The organism is Escherichia sp. MAL-1 (assembly GCF_052948035.1).
Map to the genome: position 1 here is coordinate 2,993,439 of NZ_CM129609.1, position 14,329 is coordinate 3,007,767.

General features: G+C 51.4%; 18 protein-coding genes. 10 read left to right on the forward strand and 8 right to left on the reverse strand.

Annotated features, from left to right (window positions below; all coding sequences use genetic code 11):
- Positions 1-4 precede the first annotated feature (4 nt).
- The 4 genes from flgE to flgB are packed head-to-tail and all read right to left on the reverse strand — an operon-like array spanning position 5 to position 2,766.
- A complete protein-coding gene (gene flgE, locus ACU8XX_RS14985; RefSeq protein WP_001400210.1) occupies positions 5-1,210 on the reverse strand; it encodes a flagellar hook protein FlgE in 1,206 nt (401 codons plus the stop codon).
- A 24-nt stretch (positions 1,211-1,234) separates the two neighbouring features.
- Entirely contained in the window at positions 1,235-1,930 is a 696-nt protein-coding gene (gene flgD, locus ACU8XX_RS14990) for a flagellar hook assembly protein FlgD (protein WP_000020467.1), read from the reverse strand.
- An 11-nt stretch (positions 1,931-1,941) separates the two neighbouring features.
- Positions 1,942-2,346 (reverse strand): flagellar basal body rod protein FlgC, encoded by a 405-nt coding sequence (flgC, locus tag ACU8XX_RS14995; protein WP_001196460.1) that lies wholly within the window; start codon positions 2,344-2,346, stop codon positions 1,942-1,944.
- 3 nt (positions 2,347-2,349) lie between these two features.
- On the reverse strand, positions 2,350-2,766 hold the full coding sequence (gene flgB, locus ACU8XX_RS15000; protein WP_000884702.1) for a flagellar basal body rod protein FlgB: 417 nt from the start codon (positions 2,764-2,766) through the stop codon (positions 2,350-2,352).
- 155 nt (positions 2,767-2,921) lie between these two features.
- On the opposite strand from flgB, the gene flgA reads away from it, so the two are divergent.
- The 3 genes from flgA (at position 2,922) to flgN (ending at position 4,371) form a co-directional block, all read left to right on the forward strand.
- On the forward strand, positions 2,922-3,581 hold the full coding sequence (flgA, locus tag ACU8XX_RS15005) for a flagellar basal body P-ring formation chaperone FlgA (RefSeq protein ID WP_446908305.1): 660 nt from the start codon (positions 2,922-2,924) through the stop codon (positions 3,579-3,581).
- A gap of 75 nt (positions 3,582-3,656) precedes the next feature.
- Positions 3,657-3,950, forward strand: a complete 294-nt coding sequence (gene flgM / locus ACU8XX_RS15010) for a flagellar biosynthesis anti-sigma factor FlgM (RefSeq protein ID WP_000020884.1) — start codon at positions 3,657-3,659, stop codon at positions 3,948-3,950.
- Between the two features lie 4 nt (positions 3,951-3,954).
- The gene (flgN, locus tag ACU8XX_RS15015; protein WP_000197340.1) at positions 3,955-4,371 is read left to right on the forward strand and encodes a flagella biosynthesis chaperone FlgN; all 417 of its coding nucleotides are present in this window, start codon (positions 3,955-3,957) and stop codon (positions 4,369-4,371) included.
- Positions 4,372-4,410: 39 nt separating this feature from the next.
- On the opposite strand, the gene murJ is transcribed toward flgN, so the two are convergent.
- The 4 genes from murJ to rimJ form a co-directional block, all read right to left on the reverse strand.
- On the reverse strand, positions 4,411-5,946 hold the full coding sequence (murJ, locus tag ACU8XX_RS15020; protein WP_001050683.1) for a murein biosynthesis integral membrane protein MurJ: 1,536 nt from the start codon (positions 5,944-5,946) through the stop codon (positions 4,411-4,413).
- Between the two features lie 109 nt (positions 5,947-6,055).
- Positions 6,056-6,979 (reverse strand): Gfo/Idh/MocA family protein, encoded by a 924-nt coding sequence (locus ACU8XX_RS15025; RefSeq protein ID WP_000736158.1) that lies wholly within the window; start codon positions 6,977-6,979, stop codon positions 6,056-6,058.
- 1 nt (position 6,980) lies between these two features.
- Complete coding sequence (locus tag ACU8XX_RS15030) at positions 6,981-7,628, reverse strand: YceH family protein (protein WP_000877107.1); 648 nt, start codon at positions 7,626-7,628, stop codon at positions 6,981-6,983.
- 10 nt (positions 7,629-7,638) lie between these two features.
- Entirely contained in the window at positions 7,639-8,223 is a 585-nt protein-coding gene (gene rimJ / locus ACU8XX_RS15035) for a ribosomal protein S5-alanine N-acetyltransferase (protein WP_000468186.1), read from the reverse strand.
- Between the two features lie 235 nt (positions 8,224-8,458).
- Here rimJ and mdtH point away from each other — a divergent pair, with 235 nt between their 5' ends.
- From mdtH to solA, 7 genes are all read left to right on the forward strand, one after another.
- Positions 8,459-9,667 carry a multidrug efflux MFS transporter MdtH gene (gene mdtH / locus ACU8XX_RS15040; RefSeq protein ID WP_000092206.1) on the forward strand — a complete coding sequence of 403 codons (1,209 nt, stop codon included), beginning with the start codon at positions 8,459-8,461 and terminating at the stop codon, positions 9,665-9,667.
- A 63-nt stretch (positions 9,668-9,730) separates the two neighbouring features.
- Positions 9,731-10,378: a glutaredoxin 2 gene (gene grxB / locus ACU8XX_RS15045; protein WP_000780912.1), complete on the forward strand. Its 648-nt coding sequence runs from the start codon at positions 9,731-9,733 to the stop codon at positions 10,376-10,378.
- Positions 10,379-10,511: 133 nt separating this feature from the next.
- Positions 10,512-11,072, forward strand: a complete 561-nt coding sequence (locus ACU8XX_RS15050; protein ID WP_001295443.1) for a lipoprotein — start codon at positions 10,512-10,514, stop codon at positions 11,070-11,072.
- Between the two features lie 105 nt (positions 11,073-11,177).
- A complete protein-coding gene (gene pyrC, locus ACU8XX_RS15055; RefSeq protein ID WP_000126543.1) occupies positions 11,178-12,224 on the forward strand; it encodes a dihydroorotase in 1,047 nt (348 codons plus the stop codon).
- A 73-nt stretch (positions 12,225-12,297) separates the two neighbouring features.
- On the forward strand, positions 12,298-12,543 hold the full coding sequence (gene dinI / locus ACU8XX_RS15060; protein WP_001217754.1) for a DNA damage-inducible protein I: 246 nt from the start codon (positions 12,298-12,300) through the stop codon (positions 12,541-12,543).
- Between the two features lie 289 nt (positions 12,544-12,832).
- Complete coding sequence (bssS, locus tag ACU8XX_RS15065) at positions 12,833-13,087, forward strand: biofilm formation regulator BssS (RefSeq protein WP_000414437.1); 255 nt, start codon at positions 12,833-12,835, stop codon at positions 13,085-13,087.
- A gap of 114 nt (positions 13,088-13,201) precedes the next feature.
- Entirely contained in the window at positions 13,202-14,320 is a 1,119-nt protein-coding gene (gene solA, locus ACU8XX_RS15070; RefSeq protein ID WP_000872811.1) for an N-methyl-L-tryptophan oxidase, read from the forward strand.
- Positions 14,321-14,329: the final 9 nt, after the last annotated feature.

The window sequence follows — 14,329 nt, forward strand, 5'->3', positions numbered from 1 at the left end:
GCGATTAGCGTAAGTTAACCAGCGTGTTGAGGATCTGGTCCTGGGTTTTGATGGTCTGGGCGTTAGACTGATAGTTACGCTGGGCAACGATCATATTGACCAGTTCTTTACTGAGATCGACGTTGGACGCTTCCAACGCACCGTTGGTCAGGGTGCCAAAGTTGCCCGTCCCGGCTGACCCCAACAGCGCCACGCCAGAAGATTGCGTCGCAGACCAGACGTTGTCGCCTTCGGATGCCAGACCTTCGTTGTTGGCAAAGTTCGCCAGTACAATCTGCCCCAGCAGTTGTGTTTGTTCGTTGGAATAGTTGCCGACAACCGTACCGTCATCATTGATTTGATAACTCACCAGATCGCCCGGTTTGTAGCCATTCTGGGTGGTTGCCACAATATTGTTAGCGCCGGTATTTTGCTGCATGGAGTTGAGGAAGCTCAGGCTAAACGTGGCGGGATCTGCGCCGTTAATTGCGCCAGTGGTAATATTCTCTGTTGGATTTGAGGTCAGAACGCCATTGGCATTAAACACCAGCTTCATTGCAGGCTCGGCTGTACCTGTTGGATCACTGCTATCCTGGGTGTAGACCTGCCAGTTATTATCCCCGGTCTTCACAAAGTAGACGCTCATGTCATGAGCATTACCCTGACTGTCGAAAACAGTCACCGAACCTTTTTTGTTATAGCTATCCGCATTGCTGGCGCTGAATGGCGTAACAGTAGGAAGCGGATCGCTGGAATTCAGGTTGATCTGCATCGATGCCGTGGTGGTAGTTTTCGCTGCCATCAGGGTATTCGGGATCGAAATATTAGTCGGATTCGCCCCTTGCTGAATAGTCGGCGGCGTACCGGTTGCCGGGTAACCCGTCAGCTGTAAACCTTGCATATTCACCAGGTTACGGTTTTCATCCAGCTTAAATTGTCCGTTACGGCTGTAGAACACCGAACCGTTGCTGTCTACCAGACGGAAAAAACCGTTCTGGCTGATAGCAACGTCCAGACCTCGCCCGGTGTTGGTGGTCGTGCCATCGGTAAAGTCCTGAGTGATACCGGCAACTTTTACCCCCAGTCCCACTTTCGAACCGGCAAACATATCGGCAAAAGAGGCCGTGCCTGATTTAAAGCCGTAGGTGGCGGAGTTGGCGATATTGTTGCCAATAACATCGAGGTTGGTGGCGGCAGCGTTTAATCCGCTAACCGCTTGAGAAAAGGCCATGACTGACTCCTGAAATGTGAAGGCTTAAATTATCTGCCGTACTTCGTCGAGGGTGGTGGTGCCGTAAGTGCCGAGATCCAGCGTATTACCGTTGTTGCCGCGGATCACACCCTGCACCAGAGCAAACTGCAGCGGCTGGGCAACCAGTTGTGTACCACCGTTACTGGCGCTAATCGCTACATTGTAAGAACCGTTCGGCGCAGTGCTGCCATCAGTCAACGTACCGTCCCAGGTGAAACTGTGAACTCCGGCGGTCAGTTCACCAATATCAATGGTGCGCACAACCGCGCCATTTTTATCGGTGATGGTGGCCGTAACTTTGTCTGCCGCCTGTTGCAGCTCAACACCAAACGGCGTGGTCGTGGTCACAGCCCCTTCTTCACTGCCGGTTCCCGCAAGAATAGTGGTGCCGGGGATCATCACGCCGTGACCGATCAGGTTACTGGCCTGTAACGACTGGCTGTTATCAATCTGTCCGGAAATAGATCCGAGCGTGGTATTGAGTTTTTCAATCCCGCTGACCGTGCTGATTTGTGCCAGTTGCGACGTCAGCTCGTTGTTTTCCATTGGATTGGTCGGGTCCTGGTTTTTCAGCTGCGCCACCAGCAAAGTCAGAAAACTGCTTTGTAAATCTGCGGCGTTGCTGCCCGTGAGCGAACTACTGCTGGTGGTACTGACGCCGGTATTTGTCGGATCGGTGGTGGTTACCGCAATGGACATAGCTTTCTCCTTTATTGACCGAGCGTAAGGGTTTTCAGCATCATGCTTTTCACCGTGTTGAGCACTTCAACATTGGCCTGATAGCTGCGTGACGCCGACATGGTGTTAACCATCTCCCCGACGACATCAACGTTCGGCATTTTTACGTAGCCCTTTGCATCTGCCAGCGGATTACCCGGTTCATAAACCAGTTTGTCCGGGGCCTGACTTTCTATAACATCGGCAACCTTTACGCCGCCTGTCGCAGCACCTGGTGCAGCGTTAACCTGGAATACCACCTGTTTTGCCCGATATGGCTGTCCATCGGGACCGGTCACGCTATCAGCATTCGCCAGATTACTGGCCGCCACGTTCAGGCGCTGGGACTGGGCAGTTAACGCCGACCCGGCGATATCAAAAATATTCAGCAGTGCCATCCGTTAATTTCCGCTCTGTAAAACGTTCATCATGCCTTTGATTTGCCCGCTCAACGCGCTAAGGCTCATCTGGTATTGCAGGCTGTTATCGGCAAACTGGGTGCGTTCGCGATCCATATCGACGGTATTACCGTCAAGCGAAGGCTGGTCCGGAATACGGTATTGCAGTTCTGCGGTAGGAGGCGTCAGCGCCTGCGCCGGGATGTGTTGCGTTGAGGTCATCGTCAGTGCAACCACACTGGTTGCATCCCGTCCACGTTGCATGACTTTTTTAAGTTCACTGGCAAAATCGATATCGCGCGCCTGATAACCAGGGGTATCGGCATTGGCGATGTTTGCTGCCAGCACTTCCTGACGCTGGGCGCGCAGATTGAGCGCCTCTTGTTGAAAACGTAAGGCGGCGTCGAGCTTATCGAGCATATCTCCTCCGCAGGTATCAAAATTCTGCCATCAGCTTAAATGCCTTTACGCGCGCGTTATCGGCGGAATAAACGCAAAATGGGTCGCTATTTATGCCGTTGATGACCATTGCGGACAGGTACAATTCACGTTGTAGAAATGGCTGGGGGGCGAAAATGCTGGCAATAAAACGTAGCGTGGCGATCATTGCGATACTGTTCAGTCCGTTAAGTGCGGCGAGCAATCTCACATCGCAATTGCAAACCTTTTTTAGCGCCCAGCTCGCGGGGGTAAGTGATGAGGTTCGTGTTTCTATTCGTACAGCGCCCAATCTACTACCGCCGTGCGAGCAGCCATTGCTTTCGATGAGCAATAATTCCCGCCTGTGGGGCAATGTGAATGTGTTGGCACGCTGCGGTAACGACAAACGATATTTACAGGTTAATGTACAGGCCACAGGAAATTATGTGGTTGCCGCGATGCCCATTGCGCGGGGAGGAAAGCTGGAAGCTGGCAATGTCAAACTGAAACGCGGACGGCTGGATACCCTGCCACCGCGTACGGTGCTGGATATCAATCAACTTGTTGATGCCATTAGCCTGCGCGATCTATCACCCAATCAACCAATCCAGTTAACCCAGTTTCGCCAGGCATGGCGGGTAAAAGCGGGACAACGCGTCAATGTGATCGCCAGCGGTGATGGGTTTAGCGCCAACGCAGAAGGTCAGGCGCTGAACAATGCAGCCGTCGCACAGAATGCGCGGGTGCGCATGGTATCGGGACAGGTAGTCAGCGGCGTTGTTGATGCAGATGGGAATATTCTTATAAACCTGTAAGCTGTTAAAGATTACCCGTCCCTTGCCGATAAATAAGCAACACATGATAAAAGCGCCCTCAATGAGGAATAAACCATGAGTATTGATCGCACTTCGCCTCTGAAGCCTGTAAGCACCGTTCAACCGCGCGAAACCACTGACGCGCCGGTAACGAACACCCGGGCGGCAAAAACAACAGCCTCCACCAGCACCAGTGTGACGTTAAGCGACGCGCAAGCAAAACTGATGCAACCCGGCAGCAGTGATATCAATCTTGAACGTGTCGAAGCGTTAAAACTGGCGATTCGTAACGGTGAACTAAAAATGGACACCGGCAAAATTGCCGATGCGCTGATCAACGAAGCGCAGCAAGACTTGCAGAGTAACTGATCGTATGACACGTCTTGCAGAGATCCTCGACCAGATGTCCGCTGTGCTTAACGATCTCAAAACGGTAATGGATCAAGAACAGCAACATCTCTCTATGGGGCAGATCAACGGCAGCCAGTTGCAATGGATTACAGAACAAAAAAGCTCACTGCTGGCGACGCTGGATTACCTCGAACAGTTACGCAAGAAAGAACCCAATACAGCAAATAGCGTTGATATTAGTCAACGCTGGCAGGAAATTACTGTGAAAACGCAGCAACTACGCCAAATGAATCAACATAACGGCTGGTTACTGGAAGGACAGATTGAGCGCAATCAACAGGCGCTGGAAATGTTGAAACCGCATCAGGAACCGACGCTATATGGGGCGAACGGTCAGACCTCAACAACCCATCGCGGCGGTAAAAAGATTTCGATCTGAATATTATCTCCGGCCTGCACTGCAGGCCGGAATGCATTGTTACACCGTCCGGCGGGCAAATTCTTTAACTTTGAAGCCCAGTACCGCCAGTGCAGCGAAGTACGCGGCAATCCCCGCCAGCACGACCGCCATTAAACGCAGTAAGCGCCAGGGCATGGTACCCAATGACCACTCCGGCATGATATGTAACATACCTAAAAGCACGCCAGACATCACCAGTACCGCCACCACCAGACGCAACAGAAACGCCATCCAGCCGGGTTGCGGGGTAAAGATTTTCTGCTTACGCAACTGCCAGTAAAGCAGCGAAGCATTCAGACACGCCGCCAGACCAATAGAAAGTGACAGCCCGGCATGTTTCAACGGACCAATAAACGCCAGGTTCATCAATTGCGTTAAAATCAGCGTAACGATGGCAATTTTCACTGGCGTTTTAATGTCCTGGCGGGAATAAAAGCCAGGAGCCAACACTTTCACTACAATCAGGCCAATCAAACCCACCGAGTAGGCAATTAACGCCCGCTGGGTCATCAGCGCATCAAACGCGGTAAATTTACCGTACTGGAACAGCGAAACGGTCAACGGACCGGAAAGAATGCCCAACGCAACCGCACTCGGCAGCGCCAACAGGAAACAAAGACGCAACCCCCAGTCCATCAAACGGTTGTATTCATCATGATTGCCACTGGCAAAACTTTTCGACAGCGACGGCAGCAAAATGGTGCCAAGCGCCACGCCCAGCACACCGGACGGAAACTCCATTAAGCGGTCGGCGTAATACATCCAAGACACCGAACCGGAAGCAAGAAACGAGGCAAAAATGGTGTTGATGATTAAGGAGATCTGGCTCACAGAGACGCCAAGGATCGCCGGTCCCATCTGTTTCACCACGCGCATTGCTCCGGCATCGTGGAAGTTAATGCGCGGCAGGACCAGCATGCCGATCTTCTTCAGGTGCGGTAGCTGATACACCAGCTGCAGGACGCCGCCGACCGTAACAGCCCACGCCAGCGCCAGCACCGGTGGGTTAAAGTACGGTGCGGCAAACAGCGCGAAACCAATCATGCTGATGTTAAGCAGTGTTGGAGCAAACGCCGGAATCGAGAAGCGGTTCCACGTATTCAGAATCGCTCCCACCAGCGACGCCAGGGAGATCAGCAAGATATAGGGAAAGGTAATCTTTAGTAGCTGGCTGGTCAGGGCAAATTTGTCAGCTGTGTCAGCGAAGCCTGGCGCGGTCACCATGATCACCCACGGTGCGGCGAGCATGCCAGCGACCGTCACAACCGCCAGCGCAAGTGTCAGCAGGCCAGAAACATAAGAGACAAAGACCCGCGTGGCGTCTTCACCCTGCTTACTTTTATATTCCGCCAGAATCGGTACAAATGCCTGGGAAAATGCCCCTTCGGCAAAGATACGGCGTAACAAGTTAGGAAGTTTAAAAGCGACGAAAAAGGCGTCGGTTGCCATCCCTGCGCCAAAGATTCTGGCGACAATTGCGTCTCGTGCGAAGCCAAGCACACGCGAAAACATGGTCATCGAGCTGACGGCGGCCAGCGATTTTAATAAATTCATCGGTGTTCTAATCCAGACCCACGGGCAAAACGCCTGCAAGGCAGGCGCTGAAAGAGGCGAATAGTCTACCTGGATTATGGTGAATTGCTACCGCCAGATGTTACAGGGTTTATTCACTCATCGCATCGCGCCAGATCTTGTCAACGATACGTTGCGCCAGCACGGCCTGTTCGCCGGCGGTTTGCGGAACTGTCTGGTTTTGCACACATTCAATGAAGTGCCGCGCACAGCCGACAAACCCACGTTGCTCAAGCGTACTCTGCCAACCAGGAATCGGTTTATGCACTACGCCCTGCCCGCGCTCCTCACGCCATTCGCGCATATCCGTAATGTCGATGAGCGCACCGTCAGTCACGGCCTGCACGGTTTCACGCTGACTTCCGGCACGGCGATGCATACAGGTGGTGATCTGCAAAGGACCAGCCGAAAAATGGTGCTCGGCAAACAGCATTTCGCCAGCGTCGTTAGTCAGTAGCGTACCGCCATCCAGAGAGGCTTTGCCGCCCGACAACCACAGCGCGGTATCCACCACATGCAGATAATCATCCAGCAACGTGAAATAAAGATCGTGTGGCCCGACGCTATTGCTACGATGTTTATCCATTCTTAGCGAGGCTGCGGTGGCGAGTTGCGTTTTTAACTCACCGTAGAGTGGTGCGAAACGACGGTTAAAACCGACCATCAACGTCAGTTTTTTCCGCGCCGCCAGTTCCACCAGCCGTTCAGCATCGCGCAGATTTTCTGCCAGCGGTTTATCGACACAGACATGTACCCCCGCATTGAGTAACGTACTGACCACGTCAAAGTGGCTGGCGGTGCTGGAATGCACAAAAACCGCATCGCAACTGGCGGCAAGGCTGGATAACGAATCGGCATAAGGAATGCGCCAGCTTTCACAAATTGGCAGGGCTTTCGCGCGCGTAGGCGACCAGGCTCCTTGTAACGTCCAGTCAGACGCTGCCGCCAGCACCGGTAACCACGCTTTTTGCGCAATGCCACCTAATCCCACTACGCCGATACGTAATTTTTTCACTTTAATCTCCCAGATGGGCCAGCAACGAATCAAGACGCTGTTTCAGTTCTGCCACTTCGATTTCCAGGGCTTCGACGCGGGCCTGTAAATCACCGTCAACCGCGTTCGACATATCCGTCACCGCCGGCTGATCTTCAACCTCACCACTGAAAAGATGCATGTAGCGGTTTTCGCGTTTACCCGGTTCGCGGGCCAGACGCACCACAAAAGGACCATCTTCGCGATTTGCCAGTTGTTCCAGCGTCGACTCCACTTCCGCCATATCGCTGAATTCATACATTCGCGCGGCGCGGCTGCGCAGTTCACCTGGCGTCTGGGCACCACGCAATAACAACGTGGTGATTAACGCCACTTCCGCTGCGCTCAGTTTCAGATCGCCAAATTCTGAATTACAAAAACGTTGCTCATATTTGGTGACCCGATTACCAAAACCGCTCACTGTGCGTAGATAATGACGTTTGACCAGATTATCCAGCTGTTCCTGCACTTCGGATTCACTCAGATTCATGACCGGTTCACGGTTCGTTTTCTGATTACAGGCCGTGACTACACCATTGACTGAGAGCGGGTATTGCTCCGGCGTGGTCACCTGCTTTTCCAGCAAGCAACCAATCACGCGAGCTTCAAGGGCAGTAAGTTGATATTTCATGAGATTCTCCTTAGCGGCCGGGCGTCCAGTCTGGGGTAGTTAATGCCGTCAGTACGTGATCGCGCCATTGTCCATCAATCAACAGATAGTCTTTCGCATAGCCTTCTTTTTCAAAACCCAGTCGCGCCAGTAAATCACCGCTGCGTTTATTGTGCGGCATATAATTAGCCATAATGCGATGAATATGTTGGGTGCGCTGCATATAACGAATGGCTGCGGTCAGGGCTTCAAACATGAGTCCTTTGCCCTGCCATTTTTGCCCAATCGAATAACCGAGATAGCAGGCATGAAAAGAGCCACGAACAACATTGGAAAAATTGGCAACGCCAATAATCTCTTTTTCGTCCGGGTCGAATAAGCCAAAGTAGAAAGCTGAACCTTGTTTATGAAATTCGTTAATCATCCCCAGCCTGGCCTGCCAGCCTGATGGATAACAGTGGCTTTCGTCGCGCACTGGCTCCCAGGGCTTGAGGAAATGGCGATTCTCTGCGTAATAATCCGCAAGACGCCAGGCATCACGATCATGCACCAGACGCACGACCAGTCGGTCTGTGGTTAAGCGCACTTTTGGCACGTTACTGCGATAGCCAAACATTCTATACCTACTCCTTCCCGTAACGTCTTTAATACGCTGTAAGTATTACTATACCTGCGCAACCAGACCCTGTGAAAAGTCCAAAATGCCATTTTCTGCATTATTCACATATTTGATAAAAACTCTCTATCAAAGCGACGTTTTGATAAAAAAATATTGTCCCCGAAGTGATGGGAAAAGTCTTAGCGGCAATGCAGAATAGAAAGTGCTCATCTTTTATTTCCCGGGAGGGGAAATGTCCCGCGTGTCGCAGGCGAGGAACCTGGGTAAATATTTCCTGCTCATCGATAATATGCTGGTCGTGCTGGGGTTCTTTGTTGTCTTCCCGCTGATCTCTATCCGCTTCGTTGATCAAATGGGCTGGGCCGCCGTCATGGTCGGTATTGCTCTCGGTCTACGCCAATTTATTCAGCAAGGTCTGGGTATTTTCGGCGGCGCAATTGCCGACCGCTTTGGTGCCAAACCGATGATTGTTACCGGTATGCTGATGCGTGCCGCCGGATTCGCCACAATGGGTATCGCCCACGAACCGTGGCTATTGTGGTTTTCATGCCTGCTTTCGGGACTCGGCGGCACGTTGTTTGATCCGCCGCGTTCGGCGCTGGTGGTGAAACTAATCCGTCCACAACAACGTGGTCGTTTTTTCTCGCTGTTGATGATGCAGGACAGTGCCGGTGCGGTCATTGGCGCATTGTTGGGGAGCTGGCTGTTGCAATACGACTTTCGCCTGGTCTGCGCCACAGGGGCCGTTTTGTTTGTACTGTGTGCAGCGTTCAATGCGTGGTTATTACCGGCATGGAAACTCTCCACCGTACGCACGCCCGTTCGCGAAGGCATGACCCGCGTGATGCGCGACAAGCGTTTTGTCACCTATGTCCTGACGCTGGCGGGTTACTACATGCTGGCTGTTCAAGTGATGCTGATGCTGCCAATTATGGTCAACGACGTGGCGGGCGCGCCCTCTGCCGTTAAATGGATGTATGCCATTGAAGCGTGTCTGTCGTTAACGTTGCTCTATCCTATCGCCCGCTGGAGTGAAAAGCATTTTCGTCTGGAACACCGGTTGATGGCTGGGCTGTTGATAATGTCATTAAGCATGATGCCGGTGGGCATGGTCAGCGGCCTGCAACAACTTTTCACCCTGATTTGTCTGTTTTATATCGGGTCGATCATTGCCGAGCCTGCGCGTGAAACCTTAAGTGCTTCGCTGGCGGACGCAAGAGCTCGCGGCAGCTATATGGGGTTTAGCCGTCTGGGTCTGGCGATTGGTGGCGCTATTGGTTATATCGGTGGCGGCTGGCTGTTTGACCTGGGCAAATCGGCGCACCAGCCAGAGCTTCCGTGGATGATGCTGGGAATTATTGGCATCTTCACTTTCCTTGCGCTGGGTTGGCAGTTTAGTCAAAAACGCGCCGCGCGTCGTTTGCTGGAACGCGACGCCTGATTTGATACTCCCCCCTGACTCCTCCATACTGAAAGTGAACTGACAGCCAAATGGAGGAGTCACGTGAAGCTATACATTTACGATCACTGCCCTTACTGCCTCAAAGCCCGCATGATTTTCGGCCTGAAAAATATCCCCGTCGAATTACATGTTCTGCTCAACGACGACGCAGAAACACCCACCCGGATGGTCGGTCAAAAACAGGTTCCCATTCTGCAAAAAGATGACAGCCGCTATATGCCAGAAAGCATGGATATCGTTCACTATGTCGATAAACTCGACGGCAAACCGTTACTGACCGGCAAACGTTCCCCTGCCATTGAAGAGTGGCTGCGCAAAGTCAATGGCTACGCCAACAAACTGCTGTTGCCGCGTTTTGCCAAATCGGCATTTGATGAGTTTTCTACTCCCGCCGCGCGCAAATATTTCGTCGACAAGAAAGAGGCCAGCGCGGGTAATTTTGCCGACCTGCTGGCCCACTCTGACGGTCTGATTAAGAATATCAGCGATGATTTGCGTGCGCTGGACAAACTGATCGTCAAACCGAACGCCGTGAATGGCGAACTTTCGGAAGATGATATTCAGCTATTTCCGCTACTGCGTAATCTGACGCTGGTAGCCGGAATCAACTGGCCAAGCCGCGTTGCTGATTACCGCGATAATATGGCGAAACAGACACAAATCAATTTGTTATCATCAATGGCGATTTAATCCTGACCCGCCGCGGCAGCCTGTATTCGCGGGTTGCCGCCGTTTTCAGTTTTTTCTGCTGGCGAGTTTATCGCTGGTGACACATGCTGCGTTGTGTCAGGATATTGACGCAGATTTCATGTCGAGGACTACCATGAACAAGTTTTTATTTGCCGCTGCATTGATCGTCAGTGGCCTGCTCGTTGGCTGTAATCAACTCACCCAATACACCATCACCGAACAAGAAATTAACCAGTCGCTTGCGAAACATAATAATTTCTCAAAAGATATCGGTTTACCCGGCGTGGCTGACGCCCATATTGTTCTGACAAACTTGACCAGCCAAATTGGTCGCGAAGAGCCGAATAAGGTTACCCTAACCGGAGACGCCAATCTGGACATGAACTCCCTGTTCGGTAGTCAGAAAGCGACCATGAAACTGAAGCTGAAAGCGCTGCCCGTGTTTGATAAAGAAAAAGGTGCGATCTTCCTGAAAGAGATGGAAGTGGTCGATGCGACGGTACAACCGGAAAAAATGCAAACGGTGATGCAAACGTTGCTTCCCTATTTGAACCAGGCATTACGCAATTACTTTAACCAGCAACCTGCTTACGTCCTGCGCGAAGATGGCAGTCAGGGCGAAGCAATGGCGAAAAAACTGGCGAAAGGCATTGAAGTGAAGCCAGGCGAAATTGTCATTCCGTTTACGGATTAATGACGAGGGCGCATTCGCGCCCTTTATTTTTCGTGCAAAGGAAAACGTTTCCGCTTATCCTTTGTGTCCGGCAAAAACATCCCTTCAGCCGGAGCATAGAGATTAATGACTGCACCATCCCAGGTATTAAAGATCCGCCGCCCAGACGACTGGCACCTTCACCTCCGCGATGGCGACATGTTAAAAACTGTCGTGCCGTATACCAGCGAAATTTATGGACGGGCTATCGTAATGCCCAATCTGGCTCCGCCCGTGACCACCGTTGAGGCTGCCGTGGCGTATCGCCAGCGTATTCTTGATGCCGTACCTGCCGGGCACGATTTCACCCCATTGATGACCTGTTATTTAACAGATTCGCTGGATCCTAATGAGCTGGAGCGCGGATTTAACGAAGGCGTGTTCACCGCTGCAAAACTTTACCCGGCAAACGCAACCACTAACTCCAGCCACGGCGTTACGTCAGTTGACGCAATCATGCCGGTACTTGAGCGCATGGAAAAAATCGGTATGCCGCTACTGGTGCATGGTGAAGTGACACATGCAGATATCGACATTTTTGATCGTGAAGCGCGCTTTATAGAAAGCGTGATGGAACCGCTGCGCCAGCGCCTGACTGCACTGAAAGTCGTTTTTGAACACATCACCACCAAAGACGCAGCCGACTATGTCCGTGACGGAAATGAACGGCTGGCTGCCACCATCACTCCGCAGCATCTGATGTTTAACCGCAACCATATGCTGGTTGGTGGCGTGCGTCCGCACCTGTATTGTTTACCCATCCTCAAACGCAATATTCACCAACAGGCATTGCGTGAACTGGTCGCCAGCGGTTTTAATCGAGTATTCCTCGGTACGGATTCTGCGCCACATGCACGTCATCGCAAAGAGAGCAGTTGCGGCTGCGCGGGCTGCTTCAACGCCCCAACCGCGCTGGGCAGTTACGCTACCGTCTTTGAAGAGATGAATGCTCTGCAGCACTTTGAAGCATTCTGTTCTGTAAACGGCCCGCAGTTCTATGGCTTGCCGGTCAACGACACATTCATCGAACTGGTACGTGAAGAGCAACAGGTTGCTGAAAGCATCGCACTGACTGATGACACCCTGGTGCCATTCCTCGCCGGGGAAACGGTACGCTGGTCCGTTAAACAATAAAAATCGTAGCTTCCTGTTGTCATTAGGTTATTTTACCTGTATAAATAACCAGTATATTCAACAGGGGGCTATTATGCGAATTGAAGTCACCATAGCGAAAACTTCTCCATTGCCAGCTGGGGCTATTGACGCCCTGGCTGGCGAACTTTCCCGCCGTATTCAGTATGCGTTTCCTGATAATGAAGGCCACGTATCGGTACGTTATGCCGCAGCGAATAATTTATCGGTTATTGGCGCAACAAAAGAAGATAAACAGCGCATTAGCGAAATTCTCCAGGAAACGTGGGAAAGCGCCGATGACTGGTTTGTCAGCGAATAATATGCAGTGATTTTTGTTTTTGCCGGGTCGCCCCGGCTTTTTTATTTTACTTACGAATTTTGAGTACAAAATTTCTACACTTCCTCAAAATAATTGCACAATATGCTAAAAAAATATGAATGACATGCTGTTTTATTGTTCATATAAATCTTAAAAGCAGAAATTTATCTGTTCCCCCCTTTAAAAATTCGGTGAATACCCTTACTTATTGGTATACTGAAGTTGCTTCAGATAAAAACGCATTGAACCTCGAATAACGTTGTCTAGTAACACGAATTAGGGGGCCATGATGGAAAAAAATAATGAAGTCATTCAGACTCATCCGCTCGTAGGGTGGGACATCAGCACCGTTGATAGCTATGATGCGCTGATGTTGCGTTTGCACTACCAGACCCCAAATAAGTCCGAGCAGGAAGGGACTGAAGTTGGTCAGACGCTCTGGTTAACCACTGATGTTGCCAGACAATTTATTTCGATATTAGAAGCAGGAATCGCCAAAATTGAATCCGGTGATTTCCCGGTAAACGAGTATCGGCGTCATTAACATGACATGACCATCCACCCAAAAGGCACCTCACCGGTGCCTTTACCATTTCTGGGTTGTATATCTGCATTCAGTTAATTACTCTGCTTAAACCATGAGAGCAGAGAGAAAAAAATGAAATACGATCTCATCATTATTGGCAGCGGTTCCGTAGGCGCTGCCGCCGGGTATTATGCAACCCGCGCCGGTTTAAACGTGCTAATGACCGACGCCCATATGCCACCGCATCAACACGGCAGCCACCACGGCGATACGCGATTAATTCGCCATGCTTATGGTGAAGGCGAAAAGTATGTCCCACTGGTACTCCGCGCGCAAACACTGTGGGATGAGCTCTCCCGCCACAACGAAGATGATCCCATTTTTGTACGCTCTGGTGTCATTAACCTCGGCCCGGCTGACTCCGCATTTCTCGCCAACGTCGCCCACAGCGCCGAACAGTGGCAACTCAACGTCGAAAAGCTCGACGCGCAAGGGATTATGGCCCGCTGGCCAGAAATACGCGTCCCGGACAACTACATCGGCTTATTTGAGACTGATTCCGGTTTTTTGCGCAGCGAACTGGCGATTAAAACCTGGATCCAACTGGCGAAGGAAGCGGGCTGTGCGCAGCTGTTCAACTGCCCGGTCACCGCAATTCGTCATGACGATGATGGCGTAACTATTGAAACGGCTGACGGAGAGTATCAGGCGAAAAAAGCGATTGTCTGCGCGGGAACATGGGTAAAAGACCTGCTCCCGGAGCTGCCTGTCCAGCCCGTACGCAAAGTATTTGCCTGGTATCAGGCCGATGGTCGCTATAGCGTGAAGAATAAATTCCCGGCGTTTACCGGTGAACTGCCCAATGGCGATCAATATTATGGTTTTCCGGCAGAAAACGACGCGTTGAAGATTGGCAAACATAACGGAGGCCAGGTTATCCATTCAGCGGATGAACGTGTTCCGTTTGCGGAAGTGGTCAGCGATGGTTCGGAAGCCTTCCCGTTCTTGCGCAATGTCTTGCCGGGTATCGGTTGCTGCCTGTACGGCGCTGCCTGCACCTATGATAATTCGCCTGACGAAGATTTTATTATCGATACCCTACCCGGTCACGATAATACACTGCTCATTACCGGCCTGAGCGGGCACGGTTTTAAATTTGCGTCTGTTTTAGGGGAAATAGCTGCCGATTTTGCGCAAGACAAAAAAAGCGATTTTGATTTAACGCCATTCAGGCTTTCCCGCTTCCAATAATCATCATTA